We start from the raw sequence: 25,751 nt of genomic DNA, 5'->3' as shown, positions 1-25,751 counted from the left end.
GATTCCGGCCAACCGCTCCGCGCACCCCATACATCGACAACACCGCACACACTTCACACACGTGGCGAATCTGTCATTTGCGCAGGTCCTGGCCTCGGCCGACCATTCTGCTGCATGCCCCGGGCCTTGCCGCAAGCCCCCCAGTGCGCTATATCTTGATAGTGGCAAGGAGTGCGTAACCTCCTTGCCTTTCTCTTTTGCCGCTCCGCGCCTTCTTGCGCTCGTGGTTGCCGGCCGCTTTCGGCCACCGGCACGCCGTATTTCAACGGCACCTTCTTGGTGACTGTGCTTTCTTGGTCGCGCGCCAGAACTCCTGGCAACCCACCGACCTTTCAAGGGAACAGCTCCATGAACTCCGCTCGCGAGCCCCGCATCGTGGTCGTCGGTGCGGGCCTCGGCGGCCTCGCCCTGGCCCGTGTGCTGCAGCTCCACGGACGCTCCGTCACCGTCCTCGAATGTGACGCTTCCACCGGCGCCCGCGCCCAGGGCGGCAGCCTCGACATACATGGCGACACCGGTCAGACCGCCCTGCGCGCGGCGGGCCTGCTCGACCGGTTCCGCGCCCTGGCCCGCCCCGAAGGCCAGGAGTGGCGGCTGCTCGACCCCGCCACCGCCACCGTCCTGCCCTTCCCGGGGCCCGCCCACGACGAGGACAGCCCGGAGATCGACCGCGGCCAGTTGCGCGGCCTGCTCCTGGAATCCCTCGCCGGGGGCACCGTCCGCTGGGGCCGCGCCGTCACGGGGGCCACCCCGCTCGGGGACGGCACCTGGCGCCTGCTCCTCGCCGACGGCACCACCGAGGACGCCGATCTGGTGGTCGGCGCCGACGGCGCCTGGTCGCGCATCCGCCCAGCCCTGTCGGACGCCACACCCGGCTACACCGGTGTCACCTTCATCGAGGCCGGCTTCGACGACTGCGACACCCGCCACCCCGCGCTCGCGCGCATGGTCGGCAACGGCACCCTGCTGGCGCAGGCCGACAGCAAGGTCCTGCTCGCCCAGCGCAACAGCAACGGCCGCATCCGCGCCTACATCGGCTTTCGCGCCCCGCAGAACTGGCAGGCGGCTGCCGGCGTGAAACTCGGCGACAGGGCGGCCGTGCGCGCACACCTGCTGAAGATGTTCGACGGCTGGGACGAGAGCCTGCTCTACCTCCTGCGGCACCACGACGGCGGGTTCGTCAACCGGCCCCTGTTCGTGCTGCCCGCCCCGCACGCCTGGGAGCACGTCCCCGGCATCACGCTGCTGGGCGACGCCGCGCACCTGATGCCCCCCGTCGGGCTGGGCGCCAACCTCGCGATGCTCGACGGCGCCGACCTCGCCCACGCCCTGATCGCCGAATCCCGCGTCGACGACGCCGTCCGCGCCTACGAGAACCTCATGCTGCCGCGCTCGGCCGAGGCCGCCCAGGGCTGCGCCGAGGCGCTCGACAACCTCATTCCCCCGACGGACACCTGAGCAAGCCCGGCGCCACCGCCACCGGTCCGCGATCACGCCAGTCGTTGCATAAAACTGCATAGCTGCGTATAGTCATGCCATCACCGAGGAGGATGGATTCGATGGCGGCGGTACGTGCGGCGGTAGCGGGGGCCAGTGGGTATGCGGGCGGGGAGCTGCTGCGTCTGCTGCTCGGGCATCCCCGGGTCGAGATCGGGGCGCTGACCGGGCACTCGAACGCCGGGCAGTCGCTCGGCTCGCTTCAGCCGCATCTCGTGCCGCTCGCCGGGCGCGTCCTGGAGCCGACCACCGCCGAGGCGCTGGCCGGGCACGACGTCGTCTTCCTGGCGCTTCCGCACGGGCAGTCCGCGGCGGTCGCCGAGCAGCTCGGCGACGACGTCCTCGTGGTCGATATGGGAGCCGACTTCCGGTTGCGCGCCCCGGCCGACTGGGAGAAGTTCTACGGTTCGGCGCACGCCGGGTCGTGGCCGTACGGACTGCCCGAACTGCCGGGCGGACGTGCCGCGTTGGAGTCGGCCCGGCGGATCGCCGTGCCCGGCTGCTACCCGACCGCCGTCTCCCTCGCGCTCTTCCCCGCGTACCAGAGCGGACTCGTGGAGCCCGATGCCGTGATCGTCGCCGCCACCGGCACCTCCGGCGCGGGCAAGGCCCTCAAGCCGCACCTGCTCGGCAGCGAGGTCATGGGCTCCATGTCGCCGTACGGAGTCGGCGGCGGGCACCGGCACACCCCCGAGATGATCCAGAACCTCAGCGCCGTGGCGGGCGAGGACGTCACCGTCTCCTTCACGCCCACCCTCGCGCCCATGTCCCGCGGCATCCTCGCCACCTGTTCCGCGAAGGCGAAGCACGGGGTCAGCGCCGAGAGCGTACGGACCGCGTACGAGAAGGCCTTCGCGGACGAGCCGTTCGTCCACCTGCTCCCCGAGGGGCAGTGGCCCGCCACCGCCTCCGTGTACGGGTCCAACTCCGTTCAGGTGCAGGTGGCGTACGACGAGAGCGCGGGGCGCGTCATCGCCATCAGCGCCATCGACAACCTCACCAAGGGCACCGCCGGCGGCGCGGTGCAGAGCATGAACATCGCCCTGGGTCTTGAAGAGGCCATGGGCCTGACGACGATCGGAGTTGCGCCGTGAGCGTGACGGCAGCCAAGGGGTTCTGGGCAGCGGGCATCGCCGCCGGAATCAAGCAGAACGGCAATCCGGACCTGGCCGTCGTGGTCAACACCGGGCCGCGTACCGCCGCCGCGGGCGTCTTCACCTCCAACCGCGTCAAGGCCGCCCCGGTCCTGTGGTCCGAGCAGGTGCTCAAGGGAGGTGAGGTGAGCGCCGTCGTCCTCAACTCCGGTGGCGCCAACGCCTGTACGGGCCCCAAGGGATTCCAGGACACCCACGCCACGGCCGAGAAGGTGGCCGAGTCGCTCAACACCGCCGGGTTCGACGAGACGGGCGGGCACGGCGCGGGCACGATCGCCGTCGCCTCGACCGGGCTCATCGGGACCCTGCTTCCCATGGGCAAGCTGATCCCCGGCATCGACAAGGCGGTCGCCCAACTCGACGTGCACGGCGGCGAGAAGGCCGCCATCGCCATCAAGACCACCGACACCGTGCACAAGACCAGCGTGGTCACCAAGGACGGCTGGACGGTCGGCGGCATGGCCAAGGGCGCGGGCATGCTCGCCCCCGGGCTCGCCACCATGCTCGTGGTGCTCACCACCGACGCCGACCTGGACGCGGCCGCCCTCGACAAGGCGCTGCGCGCGGCGACCCGCACCACCTTCGACCGGGTCGACTCCGACGGCTGCATGTCCACCAACGACACCGTGCTCCTGCTCGCGTCCGGGGCGTCCCAAGTGGTCCCCGAATACGCCGAGTTCGCCGAGGCCGTGCGGACCGTCTGCGACGATCTGGCCCGCCAGCTCATCGGCGACGCGGAGGGCGCGTCCAAGGACATCCGCATCGAGGTGATCAACGCGGCCGACGAGAACGACGCCGTCGAGGTCGGGCGGTCCATCGCCCGCAACAACCTCCTCAAGTGCGCCATCCACGGCGAGGACCCCAACTGGGGCCGGGTGCTCTCCGCCATCGGCACCACCAGGGCCGCCTTCGACCCCGACCGGCTGAACGTCGCCATCAACGGGGTCTGGGTCTGCAAGAACGGCTCCGTCGGCGACGACCGCGACCTGGTCGACATGCGCTACCGGGAGGTCAGGATCACCGCCGACCTTGCCGCCGGCGCCTGCGAGCCCGTCGTCATCTGGGCCAACGACCTCACCGCCGACTACGTCCACGAGAACAGCGCGTACAGCTCATGAGCACTCGCAAGCACACCGCACTGCCCAAGGCGCAGATCCTCATCGAGGCGCTGCCCTGGCTGACCCGGCACCACGGCAAGACCGTGGTCATCAAATTCGGCGGCAACGCCATGATCGACGAGGAGCTGAAGGCCGCCTTCGCCCAGGACGTGGTGTTCCTGCGCCAGTCCGGCCTCAAGCCCGTCGTCGTGCACGGCGGCGGACCGCAGATCAGCGCCCAGCTCGACAAGCAGGGCCTGGTCAGCGAGTTCAAGGCGGGCCTCAGGGTCACCACGCCCGAGGCGATGGACGTGGTCCGCATGGTGCTCGCCGGGCAGGTGCAGCGCGAGCTGGTCGGTCTGCTGAACCAGCACGGCCCGCTCGCCGTCGGCATGACCGGCGAGGACGCCCACACCATCACCGCCACCCAGCACCGCCCCGAGATCGACGGTGAACTGGTCGACATCGGCCGGGTCGGCCAGATCACCGCGGTCGACCCGGGCGCCATCCAGGCGCTCCTGGACGACGGCCGGATCCCGGTCATCTCCTCGATCGCCCGCTCCCAGGACGACGGACATGTCTACAACGTCAATGCTGATACGGCGGCTGCGGCACTTGCGGTTGCGCTGGGCGCCGAGACCCTGATGGTCCTCACCGATGTCGAGGGCCTGTACGAAGACTGGCCCAACAGCGACGACGTGATCAGTAAACTGACGGCCAGTCAGCTGGAGAAGCTGCTGCCCGAACTCTCCAGCGGCATGCTCCCCAAGATGGAGGGCTGCCTGTTCGCCGTGCGCAACGGGGTCAACACCGCGCGCGTGATCGACGGCCGGGTGCAGCACTCGATCCTGCTGGAGATCTTCACCGACGAAGGCATCGGCACGATGGTCCTGCCCGACCGGCACGACGGACATGAGGGATCGCGGTGACCAACCAGGAACTCGCCCAGCGCTGGCAGCACGTCATGGCCGACAACTACGGCACCCCGAAGCTGTCGCTGGTGCGCGGCGCGGGCGCCACGGTCTGGGACGCGGACGGCACCCAGTACACCGACTTCGTGGGCGGCATCGCGGTCAACGCGCTCGGCCACGCCCACCCCGCCGTCGTGCAGGCCGTGAGCCGGCAGATCGCCTCGCTCGGCCACGTCTCGAACCTGTTCGTCGCCGAGCCGCCGGTGGCGCTCGCCGAACGGCTGCTCCAGCTCTTCGGCCGGCCCGGCCGCGTCTACTTCGGCAACTCCGGCGCCGAGGCCAACGAAGCCGCCTTCAAGATCGGCCGGCTGACCGGGCGCACCCACATGGTCGCCACCGACGGCGGCTTCCACGGCCGGACGATGGGCGCGCTCGCGCTCACCGGCCAGCCCGCGAAGCAGGAGCCGTTCCGGCCGCTGCCCGGCGATGTCACCCACGTACCGTTCGGGGACGCCGACGCGCTCCGGGCCGCGGTGACCGCGGAGACCGCGCTGGTGATCATCGAGCCCATTCAGGGCGAGAACGGCGTCGTCGTCCCACCGGCCGGCTACCTCAAGGCCGCCCGGGAGATCACCCGCGCGACCGGCACGCTGCTCGTCCTGGACGAGGTGCAGACCGGCATCGGGCGGACCGGCAGCTGGTTCGAGTACCAGCGGCACGAGGGTGTCGACCCCGACATCGTCACGCTCGCCAAGGGCCTCGGCGGCGGCCTGCCGATCGGCGCGACCGTCGCGTTCGGTGCGGCGGCGGACCTCCTCAAGCCCGGGATGCACGGCACCACCTTCGGCGGGAACCCGGTCGCCTGCGCCGCCGGTCTCGCTGTGATCGACACGCTCTCCGCCGACGGAGCGCTCGACCGGGTCAAGCGGATCGGCGAGAAGCTGCGCGGCGGAATCGAGGCGCTGGCCCACCCGCTGGTCTCCCACGTCCGTGGTGCGGGGCTGCTGCTGGGTATCGTGCTCAACGAGCCCCTCGCACCTCAGGTGCAGCAGGCGGCTCAGGACGCCGGCTTCCTGGTCAACGCGCCCGCCCCCGATGTCGTACGGCTCATGCCGCCGCTCATCATCGGTGACGCGGACGTGGATGCCTTCCTCCAGGCGCTGCCCGGCGTTCTTGAAGCAGCAGGCGGGGACGGACGATCCGGAGAATGAGACGACGATGACCGACGAGGCGCAGGACTTCGAGCCGGGCGGCCCCGCCGTACCGCAGACCCGCACCGCCCGCCACCGCCGGATCGTGGACATCCTCAACCGGCAGCCGGTGCGGTCCCAGAGCCAGCTCGCCAAGCTCCTCGCGGACGACGGGCTGAGCGTCACCCAGGCGACGCTCTCCCGCGACCTGGACGAGCTGGGCGCGGTGAAGATCCGCAACACCGGTGGCGAACTGATCTACGCGGTGCCCAGCGAGGGCGGCTTCCGCACGCCGAAGGCGCCGCTGGGGGAGTCGGCCAAGGAGGAGCGGATGCGCAGGCTCTCCGCGGAGCTGCTCATCTCAGCCGAGGCCTCCGCCAACCTGGTGGTGCTTCGCACCCCGCCGGGTGCCGCCCAGTTCCTCGCCTCGGCCATCGACCAGGCAGAACTGCACGACATCCTCGGCACGATCGCGGGTGACGACACGCTGATGCTGATCAGCCGCGATCCGTCGGGCGGCCAGGCGCTGGCCGACCATCTGCTGCGCCTCGCGCAGAACGAGCCCCGCTAGCACGGCAGTTGGTGGCCCCGGCCGCCAACTGGCCTGCGGCGCACGGATTCAGTATCGAGTGATCGCGGTCGGGCCGCTGTCCGTGCCGATCGCGATGTGCGGGCGCCGCCAGGGTCTCACCCAGGCGAGCACCCGGGCCATCGCCTCGGCGGGCACCGACACGCAACCGGCCGTCGCGCCGCGCCCGTTGACATGCAGGAAGATCCCGGCGCCCCGGCCGCGCACCCGGTGGTGGTAGTTGAAGCCGATCACAAGCGCGTGGGCGTACTGGCTCGCGTACGCCGTCAGATGCTCGGACTCACCGGCCCGGCAGTCCGCGGGCAGGCCCTCCACCCAGCGGTTGTACGCGCGGGACGCGTTGTCCTGGCACCACCAGGAGCGGTCCGTCGCGCGCCGATAGGGATACCAGGTGCCGTGCGGGGCGGCCGCGACCCCGAAGGCGTACGGGAGTGCGTACAGGCCTGTCGGCGTGGTCTCGGTGCCCTGGACGCGCCGGTCGCCCTCGACCAGGCCGTGCGCGCCGAACCTGGCCGGCGCCGAGCCCACCGCCACCCAGCGCCCGCCGCGCCGGTCCCACCAGGTGAGCCGGCCCGTGGTGGCCCCCGCGGCGGGTGCCTCGGCGGTCAGCAGCTGGCTGCCGCCACCGGTGCGGGCCATCCGCTCGGGCAGCGGCTCGGCGTGCGCGGGCGCGGTGAGCGGGATCAGCAGGGACGCGAGGAGCAGAGCGGCGATACGCATGCTCCGGACCGTAAGCGCCACCGCCGGGCCGGGCCGGTTGACCCGGCCCGGGTTGCTCCGTACGCGGGATCCGGGCGGGCGACCGAGCGGTCAGGCCGTGCGCCGGGGGAGCGGGACGGGCGGCCCACGCCCCGGACTCATTGACAAAACATACGGTCCACTGCATAATTATGCCTATCACCACATGCACCGTGAGGAGAAGCAAGTGACCGAGCGCGTCGTACTCGCCTACTCGGGCGGTCTGGACACCTCCGTCGCCATCGGCTGGATCGCCGAGGAGACGGGCGCCGAGGTCATCGCTGTCGCCGTGGACGTCGGCCAGGGGGGCGAGGACCTGGACGTCATCCGCAAGCGCGCCCTGGCCTGCGGTGCCGTGGAAGCCGAAGTCGCCGACGCGAAGGACGAGTTCGCCGAGGAGTACTGCCTCCCCGCGATCAAGGCCAACGCCCTCTACATGGACCGCTATCCGCTGGTCTCGGCCCTCTCCCGGCCGGCCATCGTCAAGCACCTGGTGGCCGCCGCCAAGAAGCACGACGCCTCGACCGTGGCCCACGGCTGCACCGGCAAGGGCAACGACCAGGTCCGCTTCGAGGCCGGCATCTCCGCGCTCGGCCCCGGCCTGAAGTGCATCGCCCCGGTCCGTGACTACGCGATGACCCGGGACAAGGCGATCGCCTTCTGCGAGGAGAAGAGCCTCCCGATCGCGACCACCAAGAAGTCGCCGTACTCCATCGACCAGAACGTCTTCGGGCGGGCCGTCGAGACCGGCTTCCTGGAGGACATCTGGAACGCGCCGATCGAGGACATCTACGAGTACACCGCCAACCCGGCCGTCCCGCGCGAGGCCGACGAGGTCGTCATCTCCTTCAAGGAGGGCGTACCCGTCGCCGTCGACGGCAGGCCCGTCACCGTCCTCCAGGCGATCCAGCAGCTCAACGAGCGGGCCGGCGCCCAGGGCATCGGCCGGATCGACATGGTCGAGGACCGGCTCGTCGGCATCAAGTCCCGCGAGGTGTACGAGGCACCGGGCGCGATCGCGCTGATCACCGCCCACCAGGAGCTGGAGAACGTCACCGTCGAGCGCGAACTGGCCCGCTACAAGCGGCAGGTCGAGCAGCGCTGGGGCGAGCTGGTCTACGACGGCCTGTGGTTCTCCCCGCTCAAGCGCGCCCTGGACGGCTTCATCGACGAGGCCAACCAGCACGTCACCGGCGACATCCGGATGACCCTGCACGGCGGCCGGGCCGTGGTGACCGGCCGGAAGTCCGATGAGTCGCTGTACGACTTCAACCTGGCGACCTACGACTCGGGCGACACCTTCGACCAGTCCAAGGCGCAGGGCTTCATCGAGATCTTCGGCCTGTCCTCGAAGATCGCCGCCAAGCGCGACCTGGCGTAGCGCCACTCGTTAGACGTGCCGTCTCCCCGCTCCTCCGCGGCGGGGTGGGGGTCCCCCTGGCCCTTGGGGCCTTGGGGGAGACACATATCCATCCTTGTGAGGAGCAGTAGCTGTGAGCAGCAACAACGGTGACGTCCGGCTCTGGGGCGGCCGCTTCGCCGACGGGCCCGCCGAGGCGCTGGCGAAGCTGTCCGCGTCGGTGCACTTCGACTGGCGGCTCGCGCCGTACGACATCGCGGGTTCCCGCGCCCACGCCCGCGTGCTCCACCAGGCGGGCCTGCTCACGGCCGACGAGCTCCAGCGGATGATCGCGGGCCTGGACCGGCTCGAAGGGGACGTCGCCGACGGCTCCTTCGTGGGCACCATCGCCGACGAGGACGTGCACACCGCGCTGGAGCGGGGCCTCCTTGAGCGCCTCGGCCCCGACCTCGGCGGCAAGCTGCGGGCCGGCCGCTCCCGCAACGACCAGGTGGCCACGCTCTTCCGGATGTACCTGCGCGACCACGCCCGGATCATCGGCGGCCTGATCGCCGAGCTCCAGGACGCGCTGGTCGGCCTCGCCGAGGCGCACGCGGACGTCGCCATGCCGGGCCGCACGCACCTCCAGCACGCCCAGCCGGTCCTCTTCGCCCACCATGTGCTCGCGCACGTCCAGTCCCTGTCCCGGGACGCCGAGCGCCTGCGCCAGTGGGACGAGCGGACCGCCGTGTCGCCGTACGGCTCCGGAGCGCTCGCGGGCTCGTCGCTCGGCCTGGACCCGGAGGCGGTCGCCGCCGACCTCGGCTTCGAGCACGGCTCCGTCGCCAACTCGATCGACGGCACGGCCTCCCGCGACTTCGTCGCCGAGTTCGCCTTCATCACCGCGATGATCGGTGTGAATCTGTCGCGGATCGCGGAGGAGATCATCATCTGGAACACGAAGGAGTTCTCCTTCGTGACCCTGCACGACGCCTTCTCCACCGGTTCGTCGATCATGCCGCAGAAGAAGAACCCGGACATCGCGGAGCTCGCGCGCGGCAAGTCCGGCCGTCTGATCGGCAACCTGACCGGCCTGATGGCGACCCTGAAGGCGCTGCCGCTCGCGTACAACCGGGACCTCCAGGAGGACAAGGAGCCCGTCTTCGACTCCTGCGACCAGTTGGAGGTCCTGCTGCCCGCCTTCACCGGCATGATGGCCACGCTCACCGTCAACCGGGAGCGGATGGAGGAGCTCGCCCCGGCCGGCTTCTCGCTCGCCACCGACATCGCCGAGTGGCTGGTCAAGCAGGGCGTACCGTTCCGGGTCGCGCACGAGGTCGCGGGGGAGTGCGTCAAGGAGTGCGAGGCGCACGGCATCGAGCTGGACCAGCTCACCGACGAGCAGTTCGCGAAGATCTCCCAGCACCTGACCCCGGAGGTCCGCACCGTCCTCGATGTCGCGGGCGCGCTCGCCTCCCGGGACGGCCGCGGCGGTACGGCCCCCTCGGCGGTGGCCGTCCAACTGGCCGAAATCAAGGCCGACTTGACGGTCCAGCACGCCTGGGCGACCGCCAAGAAGTAGCCGCCCCGGCCTTCGGTGCGCCATAGCCCCGATGAGACATTCATGTCTCATCGGGGCTATGGTTGTCTCATGACCGTGGACCGAGACCAGGTGCTCCGCACCGCAGCCGCACTCCTCACCCGCAAAGCCACCGCCACCATGGACGAGGTCGCCCGCGCCGCCGGGATCGGCCGGGCCACCCTGCACCGGCACTTCGCCGGGCGGGAAGCCCTGGTCAGGGCCCTGGAGGAGCTCGGCATCCGGGAACTGGAGGCGGCCCTGGACGCGGCCCGCCTCGACGAGGGGAACTCCTGCGACGCGCTGCGGCGCCTGGTCGCCGAGGTCGAGCCGGTGGCCGGCCTCCTCGCCTTCCTCGTCACCGAGAACCAGCTCTTCGAGGGCGAGCAGATGAACGCGGGCTGGGCCCGCCTCGACGCCCGGGTCTCCGCGCTCTTCCGGCGCGGCCAGGAACAGGGCGAGTTCCGCATCGACCTCACCCCCGCCTGGCTCACCGAAGCCCTGTACGGGCTGATCGGCGCCGGCGCCTGGTCCGTGCAGGACGGCCGGGTCGCCGCCAAGGACTTCCAGTACATGATCGCCGAGTTGCTGCTCGGCGGCGTACGGCGGAGCGTGGAGAAGTGACCGCAACGGAACCCCGGGAGCACCACGCCGTCGGCCGCGCGGGCCGGTGGCTCGCGCTCGCGGTGCTGGTGCTCGCCGTGCTGCTCGTCGCCGTCGACGCGACCGTACTCGGCCTCGCCACGCCGTTCCTCAGCGAGGACCTCAAGCCGTCCGCCACCCAGCTGCTGTGGATCGGCGACGTCTATTCGTTCGTCATCGCCGGTCTGCTGGTCTCGATGGGCAGCCTCGGCGACCGCATCGGCCGCAAGAAGCTGCTGCTCATGGGCGCGGTGGCGTTCGGCGCGGTGTCCGTGCTCAACGCGTACGCCACCAGTCCGGAGATGATGATCCTGGCGCGGGCGCTGCTCGGCGTCGCGGGCGCCACCCTGATGCCGTCCACCCTCGCGCTGATCCGCAACATCTTCCACGACCCGAAGGAACGCAGCCTCGCCGTCGGGATCTGGGGCGCCGCCGCCTCCGCCGGTGCGGCGGTCGGGCCGGTCGTCGGCGGGTTCCTCCTGGAGAACTTCTGGTGGGGCTCGGTCTTCCTCATCAACCTGCCCGTCATGGCCGTCCTGGTCCTCGTCGGCAGCAAGCTGCTCCCCGAGTCGCGCGACCCGAACCCCGGGCCCTGGGACCTCCTCAGCGTCCTGCTCTCCCTCATCGGCGTGGTCGCCGTCGTATACGCGGTGAAGGAGGCCGCCGTCAACGGGTTCCGCTGGGACATCGTGGTGGCGGCCGTGCTCGGCGTCGCAGCGCTGGTCTGGTTCGTACGACGGCAGCGGACGCTCGCCTCGCCCCTCCTGGACATCCGGCTCTTCCACCACCGCGGCTTCTCCGGAGCCGTACTGGCCGATCTGCTGACCATCCTCGGCCTGTCGGGTCTGGTGTTCTTCCTCTCCCAGTTCCTCCAACTGGTCCAGGGCCGCTCGCCGTTGGAGGCCGGTCTCATCGAACTGCCCGCCGCGGTCGGCGCGGTGGGCGCCGGACTCGCGGCCGGCACGATCGCCCGCCGGGCCTCGGTGCGCGGTGCGGTCTCCGGGGGGCTCGCGGCCGTCGGCCTGGCCCTCGCCGCCTGTGTGCTGCTCGGCGCGGACACCCGGATCGTGTCGCTCGGCATCGCCCTGTTCGTCGGCGGCCTCGGTGCGGGCCTCGCCTTCACGGTGACCAGCGACGTCATCCTCTCCAGCGTCCCCAAGGAGCAGGCCGGCGCGGCGTCTGCGGTCTCCGAGACCGCGTACGAACTCGGCGCCGCCCTCGGTATCGCGCTGCTCGGCTCGGTGGTGACCGGTATCTACCGGGGCTTCCACGCCCCGGCCGGTGTCCCCGCGGATGCCGTGGCCGAGGCTCGCGACTCGCTCGGCGGCGCCGTCGAAGCCGCCGCCAGGCTCCCGTCCGACCAGGCGCAGGCCATGCTGTCCGCCGCCAGGGACGCGTTCACCAGCGGCTTCCAGACAGCGGCCGGGGTCGGCTCGGTGGTGCTCTTCGCGACGGCGGCCGCGGCCTGGTTCCTGCTGCGCGGCCAGAAGCTGGCGGACGGCGCCGAGCACTGACCCCCAGCCCTGCCAGGGGCGCGGGGAACTGCGCGACCAGCCACGCACGGTCCGCGGCCGACAGACGAAAGGGCCGCACCCCAGAACACCGGGGTGCGGCCCAACTCGCTTGATTCCGGGCGGCCTTCAGGGGCGCGGGGAACTGCGCGAGCAACCACGAACGACCCGCACCAGAACAATCCGCCCCCCAGCGGAGCGCTTACGCCGCCTTCGCCTTGGTCGCGTACATGTCCACGTACTCCTGCCCGGACAGCCGCATCACCTCGGCCATCACCGAGTCCGTCACGGCCCGCAGCACATAGCGGTCGCGGTCCATACCCTCGTAGCGGGAGAACTCCATCGGCTCGCCGAAGCGGACCGTCACCTTGCCGGGGCGCGGCATGCCCGCGCCGCCCGGCTGGAGCTTGTCGGTGCCGACCATCGCGAACGGCACCACCGGCGCGCCCGTCATCAGGGTGAGCCGCGCGACGCCGGTGCGGCCCCGGTACAGGCGGCCGTCGGGGGAGCGGGTGCCCTCCGGGTAGATGCCGAACATCCGGCCGTCCTCCAGGACGCGGCGGCCGGTCATCAGCGCGGCCACACCGCCGTTGGCGCCGTCCCGGTCGACCGGGATCATGCCGACCCCGGTGAAGAACCACGCCATCAGGCGGCCCTTGAGACCCTTCCCGGTGACGTACTCGTCCTTGCCGATGAAGGAGACCTGCCGGTCGCACACGATGGGCAGCACGATCGAGTCGATGAACGTCACGTGGTTGCCGGCGAGGATGACTGGACCGGTGCCCGGAATGTTCTCGGCGCCTTCCACCTGTGGGCGGAACATCAGGCGCATGATCGGTCCGAGCACTGCCTTGATGAGCGCGAAGCGGGACAACGGGCCCTCCGGGGGAGTCGTCTGGGTGGGGGTTGGATGTCTGTGCAGGTGAGGACGATACTCGCGGGTCAACGCTGATCGCACATCGGGTTCACGAAGTGGATACGCGCTGTTGACGTGTGTTTGGGCCGGGTTCCCCGCTGCTTCGTTCCCATGTCCCCGCGAAACACCCCTGTTCTTAAGCCCGGTCCGCCTACGCTCGTCCTCTCGCTTTGGCAGGTGCGGGACATGCAGGAAACACCAGTGGGACCGATGACGAACGAGGAGTGTTCATGACTGAGGGTGAGCGGATGAGCCCCGGACGGCGCACCGTGCTCGGCGCGGCGGGCGCGGCCGTGCTCGGCACGGCGGCCACCGGGCTCGCGGGCGCGCCGGCGTCGGCCGCGCAGCGCGGCGGCGGGGGCCGGGGCCGGGGCGGTTACCGGGACCTGCCCGTTCCGTACGTCATAGGACACCGCGGCACCGCCGGATACCGGCCCGAGCACACGCTCGGCTCCTACCAGCACGCCCTCGACCTCGGCGCCCACGTCATCGAGCAGGACCTGGTGCCGACCAGGGACGGGCACCTGGTGTGCCGCCACGAGAACGACATCTCGGCCACCACCAACGTTTCGGACCACCCCGAGTTCGCGGCGCGGAAGACGACCAAGAGCGTCGACGGGACCGCCGTCACCGGCTGGTTCACCGAGGACTTCACGCTCGCCGAACTCAAGACGCTGCGGGCCAAGGAGCGCATCCCCGGCAACCGGCAGCACAACACCCTGTACGACGGCCGCTGGGACGTGCCCACCTTCGAGGAGGTGCTGCGCTGGGCGGAGGAGCAGGGCCGCCGCCTGGGCCGCCGCATCTGGCTGCACTCCGAGACCAAGCACCCCACCTACTTCCGGGGCATCGGGCTGCCCCTGGAGGACCGCCTCGCGGGGCTGCTGCGCCGCTACGGGCGCCACCGCGCCGACTCCCCGCAGTTCCTCGAATCGTTCGAGCCCAGCAGCATCCAGCGGCTGGCCGAGCTGGTCGACACGCCCTCGGTGGTGCTGCTCTCCAACGCGGGCACCAAGCCCTGGGACTTCGTGGTCGGCGGCGACCCGCGCACCGTCGACGACCTGGTCACGCCCGCGGGCCTGAAGTGGATCGCCTCGTACGCCCAGGGCATCGGCCCCACTCTCGACCTGATCATCCCGAAGGACGCGGCGGGCAAGCTGACCCGGCCGACCACCCTGGTGCGCGACGCCCACCGGCACGGCCTGATCCTGCACCCGTACACGATGCGCAACGAGAACACCTTCCTGCCCGCCGACTTCCGGCGCGGCACCGACCCCAACGCCTACGGGGACGCCTTCGGGGCCTTCAAGACCTACTTCGCGACCGGCATCGACGCGGTGTTCTCCGACAACGCGGACACCGCGCTGCTCGCCGCGGCCGACTTCCGCAAAATCTGACGGCCAGGACGGTCGCATACTGACGGCCGCATGCCGAGGGCCGGGTGGTTCCGCCCGCGTGCTTCGAGCCACGAACGAGTGACAAGTGCCCGCCGTGGAAACCGCCTTCCGCGGCGGGCGCGTCCCGCCCGGCATGGATCTCGTCACAGCGCTCAGCCCGCTCCTCGCCGCCGAGGCCGCGGCCGAGGCACCCGGCACCGGAGTCGACGCCGCCGACCTCGAACAGGCCGTCTGGGTAAGGCTCCTGGAACAGCACCCGGCCGACCCGGCGCGCTGGGTGCGCACCGCCGTACGGGCCGAGGCGCGCCGCGCCCGCCGGCTCCGGCGCCACGAGCGGCCGTACGGCGGTGCGCCGGCCGCCGACCCGGACCCCGGGCCCGAACTCGCCGCCATCACCGCCGAGCGGCGCCGCACCCTGCACGCGGCGGTCGGCCGCACCCCCGGCAACTGCCCCCGCCTGCTCGCCGCACTGCTCTCGCCCAAGGACCCCACCTACCGGGAAATCGCAGGGGAGTTGGATATCTCACAAGGCAGCCTGGGGCCGATGCGTTCCCGTTGCCTGGGATGCCTGCGCAGAATGCTGGCGGCGGAGGTTGCGGCTCCTGAACTCGGGGGAAAGGAGCGATAGACAACCGGGGGACCAGTTGAGCGGGAGGCATGCACACATGGGCATGAGCGTGACCATCTCTGCGGCCGGCGCACAGGATGCCGAGCAGATACTGAAGCTGCAGTACCTGTGTTACCAGAGCGAGGCCGAGCTCTACGGCGACTACTCGATCGAGCCCCTGACGCAGACCCTGGAGCGGCTGCGGGCCGAACTCTCCACGGGATACGCCCTGGTGGCCCGGCTCGGCGACGAGGTGGTGGCCTCGGTGCGGGGCAGCGTCGACGCGTCCGGCACCGGCCGGATCAACAAGCTCATCGTCCACCCCCGCATGCAGGGGCACGGCCTGGGCGGCCGCCTCCTGGACGCCATCGAGGCCCACTTCGCGGCGGAGCTCGCCGCCAAGCGCTTCCAGCTCTTCACCGGCCACCGCAGCGAGTCGAACCTGCGGCTGTACCGCAGGCACGGTTACGCGACGGTGTCGACCCGGGTGGTCGCCCCCGGGCTCTCCCTGGTCACCCTCGAAAAGGACGCCGTGGCCCAGGAGTTCGTGGCCAGCGCCTAGGGGGTACCCCCTAGCGCTTGGCCTTGCGCAGCCACAGCATGCCGAGCACCGGCAGGATCACCGGGATGAACACGTAGCCCATGCCGTAGTCGGACCACACCGTCGCGTCCGGGAAGGCGGAGGCGTCGGCCAGGGTCCACGTCCCCACCGTCAGAACGAAGAGGAGCTCCGCCGCGCAGCACACCAGCGCTGCCCGGCGGGCCTTCTCGCCGCCGCGTACCAGCGAGTACGTGATGAAGCCGTAGACGCAGGCCGCGATCGCGGACAGCACGTACGCCAGTGGTGCCTTCCCGAAGTCCATGATCATCTGGACGATCGAGCGAGATGCCGCGGCCACGGTGAACACCCCGTAGAACCAGACGAGCACCCGGCCGGGGCCGGAGCCGAGCTTCGGGGCGGGCGTGGTGTCGGTGGCGGACTCGGTCACGGTCAGCTTCCCCAGATGTCGTAGAGACGCACTTCGAGCACGGCCAGCACCACGGCGCCCGCCGACACCGTCACCGAACCCCACTTGGTCCGCTCGGAGAGCGAGAGGAACCCGGCGGCGGGAATCGCCGCGAACGCGCCCGCCAGATAGGCGACGAAGATCGCCGTGCCCTGCGCGGGCTTCTCGCCGCGGCCGAGCTGCACCAGACCGACCACCAGCTGGGCCAGCGCGAGGACGGCGACCACGGCCATGCCGATGAAGTGCCAGTCCTTGGTGGGCTGGTCCCGGTATGCGGCGAATCCGCACCAGGCTGCGAGGGCGAGCGCGGCGGCGGCGACCGCGACCGTCAGGGCGTCGAGCATGGGGACGAGGGTATTACGGGCCGAAAGGCCCGATGCGCTCGCCCCCACCCCCGCACATAGGGTCGACAGCTATGAGGATCAGCGCTGACGCCCTGTTGTTCGGCAACGCTCGCGGCGGCCCGCCGCGGCGTGGATCCGGCGCGCCGCGTGGTGTTCGAGGACGCCCCGGCGTGGGGGCACCTCCCTGGTCCTTAAGACCTTGGGGGAGCTCGGCGCCGGCCGCGCGGCGGGCCTGACGGCCGTGGCCTTGACCACAACGCACCGGGCCGAGGAGCTCGTCGCCGACGTGGCCGTGAGCGACCTCTCGGCCGCGTCCGCGCAGGTCACGAACGGTGGCGTGGAGATCGTCACGGCCGACTGGGCCCGCCCGAATCCGTCCGTATGGCGATCCAGGGATGTCCGCTATTCGGACATCCCTGATTCGTTCCCGTTCGGTTCTGCTTTACTTGCCGCATGACCACGACGAGCAGCCGCACCCTTGCGACCGAGGCGATGATGACGCCCGGTGCTCGTTGTATGTGTCGAATGTGCGCCTTCTGAGGGCCCCCGCCTGAGCCTCGCGCCCCGAAGCGAGACCTGTCGGCCGCCCGAGTCCGTATCAGCACACGGATTCGGCCTGCCCCCGCGCACACCGTGCCCCCGGTATCCACCGATGAGGCCGAGCCGCGCCCCGAACACGTTTGCCCCGTGCCCGGCATACCCCGCGCCGTGCACTCGACAGTGACGGAAATCCTGTGATCACCACAACGGGCCTGACCAAGGTCTACCAGTCGCGCGGACGAGATATCACCGCGCTCGACGGCGTCGACCTGCACGTCCGCGAGGGCGAGGTGTACGGCGTCATCGGCCAGAGCGGCGCCGGCAAGTCCTCCCTCATCCGCTGCGTCAACCTGCTTGAGCGCCCCACCTCCGGCACGGTGACCGTCGACGGCGTCGACCTCACCGCACTGGCCGGCCGCGGCCGCCGGGCGGGCAAGGACCTGCGCCGGGCCCGCTCCCGCATCGGCATGGTCTTCCAGCACTTCAACCTGCTGTCCGCGCGCACCGTGCAGGACAACATCGAGCTGCCCCTGGAGATCCTCGGCGTCTCCGGCAAGGAGCGCTCCCGCAAGGCCCTCGAACTGCTCGACCTGGTCGGCCTCGCCGACAAGGCCAAGGCCTACCCCGCGCAGCTCTCCGGCGGTCAGAAGCAGCGCGTCGGCATCGCCCGCGCCCTGGCCGGCGACCCCAAGGTGCTGCTCTCCGACGAGGCGACCAGCGCGCTGGACCCGGAGACCACCCGCTCGATCCTCCAGCTCCTGCGCGACCTCAACCAGCAGCTCGGCCTCACCGTCCTGCTCATCACGCACGAGATGGACGTCGTGAAGACCATCTGCGACTCGGCCGCGCTGATGAAGAAGGGCAAGGTCGTGGAGTCCGGCACCGTCAGCGAACTCCTGGCCACCCCCGGCTCCGAGCTCGCCGCCGAACTGTTCCCGGTGAGCGGCGCGGCCTCCGGCCCCGAGCGCACCGTCATCGACGTCACCTTCCACGGCGAGGCCGCCACCCAGCCGGTCATCTCCCAGCTGTCCCGCACGTACAACATCGACATCTCGATCCTGGGTGCCGCCATGGACACCGTCGCGGGCAAGCAGATCGGCCGGATGCGGATCGAACTGCCCGGCGCTTACGAGGACAACGTGGTCCCGGTCGGCTTCCTGCGCGAGCAGGGCCTCCAGGTGGACGTGGTGGACGACAGCCAGGCGCTCGACCTGGTCAAGGAAGGTGCCAAGTGAGCTGGTCGGAGATGCAGCCGCTGCTGTCGCAGGGAACGTACGACAGCTTCTACATGGTGCTGTGGGCGACCGTCGTCACCATCGGGCTCGGGCTGCCGCTCGGCGTGCTGCTCGTCCTCACCGACAAGGGCGGGCTGCTCCAGAACCGCCCGGTGAACAAGGTCATCGGCGTCATCGTGAACATCGGCCGCTCGCTGCCCTTCATCATCCTGCTGATCGCGCTGATCCCCTTCACCACCTGGGCCGTCGGCACCTTCATCGGCCCCAGCGCCATGATCGTGCCGCTCTCCATCGGCGCGATCCCGTTCTTCGCGCGGCTCGTGGAGACCGCGGTCCGCGAGGTCGACCACGGTCTCGTGGAGGCCGTCCAGTCCATGGGCGGCGGCATTCCCACCATCGTGTGGAAGGTGCTGCTCCCGCAGGCGCTGCCCTCCCTCGTGTCCGCCGTCACCACCACCGTGATCACCCTGGTCAGCTACTCCGCGCTGGCCGGCGCGGTCGGCGGCGGCGGGCTCGGCTCGGTCGCCATCACCTACGGCTACCAGCGCTTCGAGACCAACTTCATGCTCATCACCGTGGCGATCCTGATCCTGATCGTCACCGTCGTCCAGCTGCTCGGCGACGGCGTCGTCCGCCTCATCGCCCGCCGCGGCCGGACCTCCTGAACTTCCCTCCCAGGGCCCGCACTCCTTGTCCGGGCGTCCCACCGCACCACCAGAAAGAGGCACTTTTCGTGCGTAAGAACACCAAGATCACCGCTGCTGCCCTCGCCACCGCCGCGCTCGCCGTCGGCCTCACCGCCTGCGGCTCCTCCTCCGACCCGAAGCCGGCCGCCAAGGGGGACGGCGCCAAGGCCGACGAGTCGAAGGCGCTGGTCGTCGCCGCGTCCCCGACCCCGCACGCCGACATCCTCAAGTTCGTCAAGGACAACCTGGCGGCCAAGGCCGGACTCAAGCTGGAGGTGAAGGAGTTCACGGACTACGTCCTGCCGAACACCGCCACCGAGCAGGGCCAGGTCGACGCCAACTTCTTCCAGCACAAGCCCTACCTGGACGACTTCAACAAGAAGAACGGCACCCACATCGTGCCGGTCGTCGACGTGGAGCTGGAGCCGCTCGGCGTCTACTCCCACAAGGTCAAGTCGCTCAAGGACATCGCGTCCGGCCAGACGATCGCCGTCCCCAACGACACCACCAACGAGGGCCGCGCGCTCCAACTGCTCGCCGCCAACGGCCTGATCACGCTGAAGGACGGCGCGGGCGCCGGGGCCAAGCTCTCCGACATCAAGGACAGCAAGGGCCTGAAGTTCAAGGAGCTGGAGGCCGCGACGCTGCCCCGCGCCCTGAACGACGTCGACGCCGCGGTCATCAACGGCAACTACGCCATCGAGGCCGGCCTGAAGCCGGCCAAGAACGCCCTCGCCCTGGAGAAGGCGGCCGGCAACCCCTACGCCAACTTCCTCGCCGTCAAGCAGGGCAACGAGAACGACCCGCGCATCCAGAAGCTGGCCAAGCTCCTGAACTCCGACGAGGTCAAGAAGTTCATCACCGACAAGTACGCGGGCTCGGTCGTCCCCGCGTTCGGCGCCGCCAAGTAGCGCTCCCGGCACGGCAGTACGAAGGTCCCGGACGCCCCCAGGGTGCCCGGGACCTTCGTCGCAAGGCGCACCCGGCCATGCGTCCGGCGGGCCCGATGCTGCATGCTGTGCCTTTACGGTCCTTTACGGCCGACGGTCCCCGGGAGCCCCACGGCCCCCGCGGTCACCACGGCCTCACGGCGGTCCACGGCATGGAGCGGCACATGACAACCCCCCTTCCGGTGTTCCCGGACATCTCCATCAGCACGGACCGGCTGGTGCTGCGCCCCTTCGACGACGCCGACATCCCCGCGCTCATCGAGATGATGAACGACGAGCAGACCGTCGCCTGGACCTCGGTGCCCCACCCCTACACCGCCCGCGACGCCGAGGACTGGGTCCGCCACATCGCCCCCGGCGCACGCACCGCGGGCCGAGGAATCGTTCTGGCGGTCACCGAGTTCCTCACCCAGCGCCTCGTCGGCATCGTCCACCTCCAGAAGACCAACTGGCGCACCCGGGCCACCGAGGTCGGCTACGTCGTGGGGCCCTGGGCGCGCGGCGAGGGCTACGCCACCGAAGCCGTGCTCGCCACCGCCCAATGGCTGTTCAGGGACCAGCGGTTCGAGCGCCTTGAGCTGCGCACCGCCGCCGACAACACCGCCTCCCAGCAGGTCGCGCAGAAGATCGGCTGCATCAGCGAGGGCGTCCTGCGCAACGCCTGGATAGCCCGGACCCAGACGGAGGACGGCGGCTGGACGGACTTCCGCACCGACCTCATCGTCTGGAGCCTGCTCCCGGAGGACCTCGACGGCGTCGCCGACCAGTTCGCGGACGCCGGATACGCCTCCTTCACCGACTGGAACTGACCGGAAACGCCCTTGGGCGACCGGAGTACGGCTGCTCCACCGACCGGAACCGGCCCACGCCCGCCGACCGGAACGGAAATCCGCGGCTACCCTCGATCTGTACCCGGCGCATCAGCCGGGCCGCCCCGACCTGCGACGACATCTGGAGACTGACGACGATGGCCGACCGCGTCACGGTGATCGGCTGGGACGGCTCGCCGCTCACCGCCGCGGCCACCTCCGCGCTCTCCGCGGCCACCCTGGTGGCCGGCGCCGCACACCACCTCGCGCTCCCCGAAGTACCGGCCGGCGCCGAGCGCATCCGGCTCGGCAGCGTGAGCCTGGCCGCCCGCCGCATCGCCGGACACCGCGGCAGCGCGGTCGTCCTCGCCGACGGCGACCCCGGCTTCTTCGGCGTCGTACGCACCCTCAGGGCGCCCGAGCACGGCCTGGAGGTCGAGGTCGTGCCCGCCGTCTCCGCCGTCGCCGCCGCCTTCGCGCGGGCCGGAATGCCCTGGGACGACGCCCAGGTCGTCGTCGCCCACTCCCGCACCCTGCGCCGCGCCGTCAACGTCTGCCGCGCCCACCCCAAGGTCGCCGTCCTCACCTCGCCCGGTGCCGGACCCGCCGAACTCGCGCTGCTCCTCGAAGGGGTCCACCGCACCTTCGTCATCTGCGAGGAACTCGGCAGCGACCGCGAGCAGGTCACCGTCCTCACCTCCGAGAACGCCGCCGACCACGCCTGGCGCGACCCCAACGTCGTCATCGTCCTCGGCGGCGGCCCGGCGACCGAGGGCGACGGCTGGCTCGCCGGACCCGCCCCCGGGTACCCCTCCGCGCTGCGCGGCTGGGCGCTGCCCGCCCGCGAGTACGGCACCGGGCTCGGCTCCGGCGAGTCCACCGAGCTGCGCGCCGCCCAACTCGCCCGGCTCGGCCCGCGCATCGGCGACCTCGTCTGGGACATCGGCAGCGGCAGCGGCGCGCTGGCCGCCGAGGCGGCCCGGTTCGGCGCCGCTGTGATCGCCGTCGACGAGGACGCGGAGGCCTGCGCGCGCACCGAATCGGCCGCCCGCCGCTTCGGAGTTCAGGTCCAGGTCGTCCGCGGCAGGGCCCCCCACGTCCTGGAGTCGCTGCCCGAGCCCGACGTCGTACGCGTCGGAGGCGGGGGCGCGGCCGTGGTGGAGGCGTGCGCGGATCGCAGGCCGGAGCGCATCGTGACGCACGCGGCCACCCGCGACGAGGCCGAGGCCGTGGGCGCCGCGCTGAGCGCCGGCGGATACGAAGTCGAGTGCGCGCTCCTCCAATCGGTCGACCTCGACACGAGCGCCTGGTCGGAGCGCGAACGCTCGGTCGTCTTCCTGCTCTCCGGAAGGCGGAAGTAAAGATCCCCGTGACCCTTCCGGCGCGTCGCTGGGGGTAGGCTGGCCGATCGTTGTACCGCACCCGGCCGTTCGGCGTTCCGCTCGCCAATGTCCGGAACAGGGAACCGCTTTGGAACCCCGTTCGCGGTACGGCACATCCGGGGGACGCGCAACGTGGCGCAGCCCACACGGTCCGTGGCCGAGACTGACCGCCACGGCGGCGAAGGCCCGCGACAATGCATGGTGTCGTTGACGCCTGCGGGCCGTTCGCACCGCGCGGCGCACACGTTCTGAGCGACGGGTGCCGCCCAGCGTGCGGTCCCGGGCGCAGGCCGAAGGAGCACTACAGATGGGCAAGGGGTACGCATGACTGACACCGGCCAGGTCCCGGGCGAGGGACTGCCGGAGAACGCAGGCATGGTGGAACAGCCGGGCGTCCCCGCTCCCGGTGCCTACACCTTCCTCGATCCCGCAGACAGCTCGGCGAATGCCGTGGAAGACGACGATCTGCTGCTGATGCCGGGCGCCCAGGGCGCCTGGATCGACCCGCAGTCGACGCCCGCGCCCGTCACGGCCCACGTGCCGCCCGCACCGGCCGCCCCCGGCCCCGCCGCCGAACCCGGCGCGCACGAGACCGGCGGCCGCGACACGGGTTCCGTCGATTTCGGCGGCGTACGCGTCGCGGCCCAGGCGCCCGCCGGGGCGAGCCCGCCGCCCGCCCGCCGCCCGCTCCACCTCGGCCCGCAGGTGCCGGACGCCTCGGCCGGCGTCGTACGCTCCCTCGCCGACCGGGGCCCGGCCGCCGGCACGCCCGTGAACCCGGCGCCGGTGCGCACCCCGGGCCCGCCGACCGCCGGCCCCGAGTACCTCGATGTCCCGCGCGAGGAGCCCGCGGCTCAGCTGCCCGGACCGCAGCTCGGGGAGCTCCCCCCGCAGGCCGGGATGGCATGGACGCCTCAGCAGCGCTCCGCGCCCCACGAGTCACTCAACACCCCTCTGCCCTCTGCAGAAACGGTCGTCCCGGAGGACCTCGCGGTCCGGGCACAGGTTCCGGCCGTTCCGCCGCAGCCCGCCGAACACTCCGCCCAGCATGCGGGGCAGCCCGTCGGGCAGCCCGCGCTGCTCGTGGACCAGCTCGTCGCCCAGCAGGCGGCGCAGCAGCCCGGACAGCCGCAGCCGGTGGGCCGGTTCGTGCCGGTCGACGGCTCGGTCCCGACCGCCCCCCATCTTGCGCCCGCGCCGGTCCAGGCCGCTCCCGCGCCGGAGGCACCGGGACCGCAGGCAGTTCAGCACGCCCCCGAGCCCGGCGCGGCCGCCGCCCAGCCGGAGCCGGTCGCTCCGATCGCCGTCGAGCCGGTCGCCCCCGAGGTTCCGGCCCCGGCTCCGGCCGCCGAACCCGTGGCCGCCGGACCGGCCTTCGCCGAGCCCGTCCCCGCCGAGGCCATCGCGGTCGAGCCCGCCCCCGCCGCCGAGCCGGTCGTGACACAGCCCGTCGCCGAAGCCGTACCCCCGCAGCCGGTGGCCGCCGAGCCCGCGCCCGTCGAAGCCCCCGCCGCCCAGCCCGAGCCGGTCGCGGTGGCGCAGAGCCCGGCCCCAACGCCGGTCGCCGTGCCCGTGCCGGAAGCCGTTGCCGAGAAGCAGGCACCGCAGCCGGCGGCCGAGCCCGCGCCCGAGCCGCCCCAGCCGGTGGCCGAGGTTGCCGTCGCAGCGCCGGTCCAGGCCCCCGCGCCCGTACTCGTACCGCAGCAGGGGCAGCCCGCGGCGGCCGCCGAACCGGCCGTGCAAGCGGCCCCCGAAGCCCCGGCCGCGGTGGAAGAGGCGCTCGAAGTGATCGCCGCGCCGCGGCCCGCCGCCGAGCCGGAGCCGGTCGCCGAACCCGCGACCGGATCCGCGGAGCCCGCCGAGGAGTCGGCCGAGATCATCGAGGCGCCCGAGCAGCCGCCCGCCGCCCCCGCCTACGACGACGCCGAGCGCGAGGCCGTGCTGCGCGTCATGCGCGAACGCCGCGACATCCGCAACGGCTTCCGCGGCGACCCCATCCCGCACGAGGTGCTGCTCCGCGTCCTGGAGGCGGCCCACACGGCGCCCTCCGTCGGCCACTCGCAGCCCTGGGACTTCGTGGTCATCCGGTCCGCCGAGACCCGCCGCACCATGCACGAACTCGCCCAGCGCCAGCGCGAGGCGTACGCCAAGTCGCTGCCCAAGGGCCGGGCCAAGCAGTTCAAGGAACTGAAGATCGAGGCCATCCTCGAAACCCCGGTGAACATCGTCGTCACCGCGGACCCGACGCGCGGCGGCCGGCACACCCTGGGCCGGTACACCCAGCCGCAGATGGCCCCGTACTCCTCGGCGCTCGCCGTCGAGAACCTGTGGCTCGCCGCCCGCGCCGAAGGCCTCGGCGTCGGCTGGGTCTCCTTCTTCGACGAGCGCGAGATGGTCCGCGCCCTCGGCCTGCCCGAGCACCTCGAAGTCGTCGCCTACCTCTGCGTCGGCTACGTCGACGAGTTCCCGGACGAGCCCGAGCTGATGCAGGCGGGCTGGTCCAAGCGCCGCCCGCTGTCCTGGGTCGTCCACGAGGAGACGTACGGCCGCCGCGCGCTGCCCGGCGAGGACCCGCACGACCTCCTTGAGGAGACCGTCACCAACATCCGCCCGCTGGACGCCAAGGCGCTCGGCGAGGCCTGGGAGCGCCAGAAGCGGATGACCAAGCCCGCGGGCGCGCTCGGCATGCTGGAGATCATCTCCGCGCAGCTGTCCGGCCTCTCGCGCAAGTGCCCGCCGCCGATCCCGGAGCCGGCCGCCGTCGCGATCTTCGCGGGCGACCACGGCGTGCACGCGCAGGGCGTCACCCCCTGGCCCCAGGAAGTCACCGGCCAGATGGTCGCCAACTTCCTCGGCGGCGGCGCGGTCTGCAACGCCTTCGCCAACCAGGTCGGCGCCGAAGTCTGCGTCATCGACGTGGGTGTCGCCTCCGAACTCCCGGCCACGCCCGGCCTGTTGCCCCGCAAGGTACGACCGGGCACCGCCGACATGACGACCGGCCCCGCGATGACCCGCGAGGAGGCCATCGCCGCCATCGAGGTCGGCATCGAGACCGCCCGCGACCTCGTGGCAGCGGGCAACAAGGCGCTCCTCACCGGCGAGATGGGCATCGCCAACACCACGGTGTCGGCCGCCCTCATCTCCCTGTACACGGGCGTCGACCCCGCCGAGGTCACCGGCCGGGGCACCGGCATCAACGACGAGACGCACGCCCGCAAGGTCGACGTCGTACGCCGTGCCCTCGACCTCCACCAGCCGGACCCGGCCGACCCGATCGGCGTACTCGCCGCGATCGGCGGCCTGGAGCACGCGGCCCTGGTCGGCTTCCTGCTCGGCGGTGCTTCACTGCGTACGCCCGTGATCCTCGACGGCGTCAGCACCGGGGCGGCCGCGCTGGTCGCCCGCGCGATCGCGCCCGAGGTGCTGTCCGCCTGCATCGCCGGCCACCGCAGCGCCGAGCCCGGCCACGTCGCGGCCCTCAACAAGCTGGGTCTGCGCCCCCTGGTCGATCTCGACCTCCGCCTCGGCGAGGGCACGGGCGCCCTGCTCGCCCTGCCGGTGGTGCAGAGCGCGGCCCGCGCGATGCACGAGGTCGCGACGTTCGACTCCGCGGGCGTCACCGAGAAGTAGC

The 25,751-nt window shown here is 71.6% G+C and carries 22 protein-coding genes and 2 pseudogenes; 20 read left to right on the top strand and 4 right to left on the bottom strand.

Annotation, left to right across the window (positions count from 1 at the left end; translation table 11 throughout):
- Nucleotides 1-348: 348 nt before the first annotated feature.
- From ACIBK6_RS12770 to ACIBK6_RS12745, 6 genes are all read left to right on the top strand, one after another.
- Entirely contained in the window at nt 349-1,458 is a 1,110-nt protein-coding gene (locus tag ACIBK6_RS12770) for an FAD-dependent oxidoreductase (RefSeq protein WP_399051210.1), read from the top strand.
- Nucleotides 1,459-1,559: 101 nt separating this feature from the next.
- A complete protein-coding gene (argC, locus tag ACIBK6_RS12765; protein WP_399051209.1) occupies nt 1,560-2,591 on the top strand; it encodes an N-acetyl-gamma-glutamyl-phosphate reductase in 1,032 nt (343 codons plus the stop codon).
- On the top strand, nt 2,588-3,769 hold the full coding sequence (gene argJ, locus ACIBK6_RS12760) for a bifunctional glutamate N-acetyltransferase/amino-acid acetyltransferase ArgJ (RefSeq protein WP_399051208.1): 1,182 nt from the start codon (nt 2,588-2,590) through the stop codon (nt 3,767-3,769). The genes argC and argJ overlap by 4 nt, the downstream gene beginning before the upstream one ends.
- Complete coding sequence (argB, locus tag ACIBK6_RS12755; RefSeq protein WP_399051207.1) at nt 3,766-4,677, top strand: acetylglutamate kinase; 912 nt, start codon at nt 3,766-3,768, stop codon at nt 4,675-4,677. The genes argJ and argB overlap by 4 nt, the downstream gene beginning before the upstream one ends.
- Nucleotides 4,674-5,870: an acetylornithine transaminase gene (locus ACIBK6_RS12750; RefSeq protein WP_399051206.1), complete on the top strand. Its 1,197-nt coding sequence runs from the start codon at nt 4,674-4,676 to the stop codon at nt 5,868-5,870. Before argB ends, ACIBK6_RS12750 begins: the two co-directional genes overlap by 4 nt.
- Nucleotides 5,871-5,877: 7 nt before the next feature.
- The gene (locus ACIBK6_RS12745; RefSeq protein ID WP_399051205.1) at nt 5,878-6,420 is read left to right on the top strand and encodes an arginine repressor; all 543 of its coding nucleotides are present in this window, start codon (nt 5,878-5,880) and stop codon (nt 6,418-6,420) included.
- 48 nt (nt 6,421-6,468) lie between these two features.
- On the opposite strand, the gene ACIBK6_RS12740 is transcribed toward ACIBK6_RS12745, so the two are convergent.
- Entirely contained in the window at nt 6,469-7,158 is a 690-nt protein-coding gene (locus tag ACIBK6_RS12740; RefSeq protein WP_399051204.1) for a L,D-transpeptidase, read from the bottom strand.
- 205 nt (nt 7,159-7,363) lie between these two features.
- On the opposite strand from ACIBK6_RS12740, the gene ACIBK6_RS12735 reads away from it, so the two are divergent.
- The 4 genes from ACIBK6_RS12735 (at nt 7,364) to ACIBK6_RS12720 (ending at nt 12,250) form a co-directional block, all read left to right on the top strand.
- Complete coding sequence (locus ACIBK6_RS12735) at nt 7,364-8,557, top strand: argininosuccinate synthase (protein ID WP_399051203.1); 1,194 nt, start codon at nt 7,364-7,366, stop codon at nt 8,555-8,557.
- A 112-nt stretch (nt 8,558-8,669) separates the two neighbouring features.
- Nucleotides 8,670-10,097 (top strand): argininosuccinate lyase, encoded by a 1,428-nt coding sequence (argH, locus tag ACIBK6_RS12730; RefSeq protein WP_399051202.1) that lies wholly within the window; start codon nt 8,670-8,672, stop codon nt 10,095-10,097.
- A 69-nt stretch (nt 10,098-10,166) separates the two neighbouring features.
- Nucleotides 10,167-10,718 carry a TetR/AcrR family transcriptional regulator gene (locus ACIBK6_RS12725; protein ID WP_399051201.1) on the top strand — a complete coding sequence of 184 codons (552 nt, stop codon included), beginning with the start codon at nt 10,167-10,169 and terminating at the stop codon, nt 10,716-10,718.
- Nucleotides 10,715-12,250, top strand: a complete 1,536-nt coding sequence (locus ACIBK6_RS12720; protein WP_399051200.1) for an MFS transporter — start codon at nt 10,715-10,717, stop codon at nt 12,248-12,250. The genes ACIBK6_RS12725 and ACIBK6_RS12720 overlap by 4 nt, the downstream gene beginning before the upstream one ends.
- 199 nt (nt 12,251-12,449) lie before the next feature.
- On the opposite strand, the pseudogene ACIBK6_RS12715 reads toward ACIBK6_RS12720, so the two are convergent.
- Nucleotides 12,450-13,180, bottom strand: a pseudogene (locus tag ACIBK6_RS12715) (lysophospholipid acyltransferase family protein).
- Between the two features lie 213 nt (nt 13,181-13,393).
- Here ACIBK6_RS12715 and ACIBK6_RS12710 point away from each other — a divergent pair.
- The 3 genes from ACIBK6_RS12710 to ACIBK6_RS12700 all read left to right on the top strand — a co-directional run bounded on the left by ACIBK6_RS12710 (nt 13,394) and on the right by ACIBK6_RS12700 (nt 15,729).
- Nucleotides 13,394-14,560, top strand: coding sequence for a glycerophosphodiester phosphodiesterase (locus ACIBK6_RS12710; protein WP_399051199.1), 1,167 nt, complete (start codon nt 13,394-13,396; stop codon nt 14,558-14,560).
- Between the two features lie 133 nt (nt 14,561-14,693).
- Nucleotides 14,694-15,188 carry a sigma-70 family RNA polymerase sigma factor gene (locus ACIBK6_RS12705; RefSeq protein ID WP_399051440.1) on the top strand — a complete coding sequence of 165 codons (495 nt, stop codon included), beginning with the start codon at nt 14,694-14,696 and terminating at the stop codon, nt 15,186-15,188.
- A 37-nt stretch (nt 15,189-15,225) separates the two neighbouring features.
- A complete protein-coding gene (locus tag ACIBK6_RS12700) occupies nt 15,226-15,729 on the top strand; it encodes a GNAT family N-acetyltransferase (RefSeq protein WP_399051198.1) in 504 nt (167 codons plus the stop codon).
- A 10-nt stretch (nt 15,730-15,739) separates the two neighbouring features.
- Here the strand turns inward: ACIBK6_RS12700 and ACIBK6_RS12695 are convergent, their stop codons facing one another.
- Entirely contained in the window at nt 15,740-16,156 is a 417-nt protein-coding gene (locus tag ACIBK6_RS12695; protein WP_399051197.1) for a hypothetical protein, read from the bottom strand.
- 2 nt (nt 16,157-16,158) lie between these two features.
- Nucleotides 16,159-16,518 carry a hypothetical protein gene (locus ACIBK6_RS12690; RefSeq protein ID WP_399051196.1) on the bottom strand — a complete coding sequence of 120 codons (360 nt, stop codon included), beginning with the start codon at nt 16,516-16,518 and terminating at the stop codon, nt 16,159-16,161.
- Nucleotides 16,519-16,626: 108 nt separating this feature from the next.
- On the opposite strand from ACIBK6_RS12690, the pseudogene ACIBK6_RS12685 reads away from it, so the two are divergent.
- The 7 genes and pseudogenes from ACIBK6_RS12685 to cobT all read left to right on the top strand — a co-directional run.
- A pseudogene (locus tag ACIBK6_RS12685) lies at nt 16,627-16,870 on the top strand (hypothetical protein); the annotation flags it as partial.
- Between the two features lie 382 nt (nt 16,871-17,252).
- Nucleotides 17,253-18,293, top strand: coding sequence for a methionine ABC transporter ATP-binding protein (locus ACIBK6_RS12680; protein ID WP_399051195.1), 1,041 nt, complete (start codon nt 17,253-17,255; stop codon nt 18,291-18,293).
- Entirely contained in the window at nt 18,290-18,958 is a 669-nt protein-coding gene (locus tag ACIBK6_RS12675) for a methionine ABC transporter permease (protein ID WP_399051194.1), read from the top strand. The genes ACIBK6_RS12680 and ACIBK6_RS12675 overlap by 4 nt, the downstream gene beginning before the upstream one ends.
- A gap of 68 nt (nt 18,959-19,026) precedes the next feature.
- Entirely contained in the window at nt 19,027-19,890 is an 864-nt protein-coding gene (locus tag ACIBK6_RS12670) for a MetQ/NlpA family ABC transporter substrate-binding protein (protein WP_399051193.1), read from the top strand.
- Between the two features lie 203 nt (nt 19,891-20,093).
- Nucleotides 20,094-20,738: a GNAT family N-acetyltransferase gene (locus ACIBK6_RS12665; RefSeq protein ID WP_399051192.1), complete on the top strand. Its 645-nt coding sequence runs from the start codon at nt 20,094-20,096 to the stop codon at nt 20,736-20,738.
- Nucleotides 20,739-20,896: 158 nt separating this feature from the next.
- Complete coding sequence (cbiE, locus tag ACIBK6_RS12660) at nt 20,897-22,099, top strand: precorrin-6y C5,15-methyltransferase (decarboxylating) subunit CbiE (RefSeq protein ID WP_399051191.1); 1,203 nt, start codon at nt 20,897-20,899, stop codon at nt 22,097-22,099.
- Between the two features lie 345 nt (nt 22,100-22,444).
- Nucleotides 22,445-25,750, top strand: a complete 3,306-nt coding sequence (cobT, locus tag ACIBK6_RS12655) for a nicotinate-nucleotide--dimethylbenzimidazole phosphoribosyltransferase (RefSeq protein ID WP_399051190.1) — start codon at nt 22,445-22,447, stop codon at nt 25,748-25,750.
- The last annotated feature ends 1 nt before the right edge of the window (nt 25,751 follow it).

This window comes from Streptomyces sp. NPDC050485 (assembly GCF_044458185.1).
Taxonomy (GTDB): Bacteria; Actinomycetota; Actinomycetes; order Streptomycetales; family Streptomycetaceae; genus Streptomyces.
The sequence above is the reverse complement of the archived record's forward strand: the minus strand, read 5'-3'. Positions and strand labels throughout refer to the sequence as shown.

Coding starts and splice junctions, on each gene's coding strand:
- ACIBK6_RS12770 (WP_399051210.1), top strand. CDS start 349: ATGAACTCCGCTCGCGAGCCCCGCATCGTGGTCGTCGGTGCGGGCCTC.
- argC (WP_399051209.1), top strand. CDS start 1,560: ATGGCGGCGGTACGTGCGGCGGTAGCGGGGGCCAGTGGGTATGCGGGC.
- argB (WP_399051207.1), top strand. CDS start 3,766: ATGAGCACTCGCAAGCACACCGCACTGCCCAAGGCGCAGATCCTCATC.
- ACIBK6_RS12745 (WP_399051205.1), top strand. CDS start 5,878: ATGACCGACGAGGCGCAGGACTTCGAGCCGGGCGGCCCCGCCGTACCG.
- ACIBK6_RS12740 (WP_399051204.1), bottom strand. CDS start 7,158: ATGCGTATCGCCGCTCTGCTCCTCGCGTCCCTGCTGATCCCGCTCACC.
- ACIBK6_RS12725 (WP_399051201.1), top strand. CDS start 10,167: ATGACCGTGGACCGAGACCAGGTGCTCCGCACCGCAGCCGCACTCCTC.
- ACIBK6_RS12710 (WP_399051199.1), top strand. CDS start 13,394: ATGACTGAGGGTGAGCGGATGAGCCCCGGACGGCGCACCGTGCTCGGC.
- ACIBK6_RS12705 (WP_399051440.1), top strand. CDS start 14,694: ATGGATCTCGTCACAGCGCTCAGCCCGCTCCTCGCCGCCGAGGCCGCG.
- ACIBK6_RS12700 (WP_399051198.1), top strand. CDS start 15,226: ATGGGCATGAGCGTGACCATCTCTGCGGCCGGCGCACAGGATGCCGAG.
- ACIBK6_RS12690 (WP_399051196.1), bottom strand. CDS start 16,518: ATGCTCGACGCCCTGACGGTCGCGGTCGCCGCCGCCGCGCTCGCCCTC.
- ACIBK6_RS12665 (WP_399051192.1), top strand. CDS start 20,094: ATGACAACCCCCCTTCCGGTGTTCCCGGACATCTCCATCAGCACGGAC.
- cbiE (WP_399051191.1), top strand. CDS start 20,897: ATGGCCGACCGCGTCACGGTGATCGGCTGGGACGGCTCGCCGCTCACC.
- cobT (WP_399051190.1), top strand. CDS start 22,445: ATGACTGACACCGGCCAGGTCCCGGGCGAGGGACTGCCGGAGAACGCA.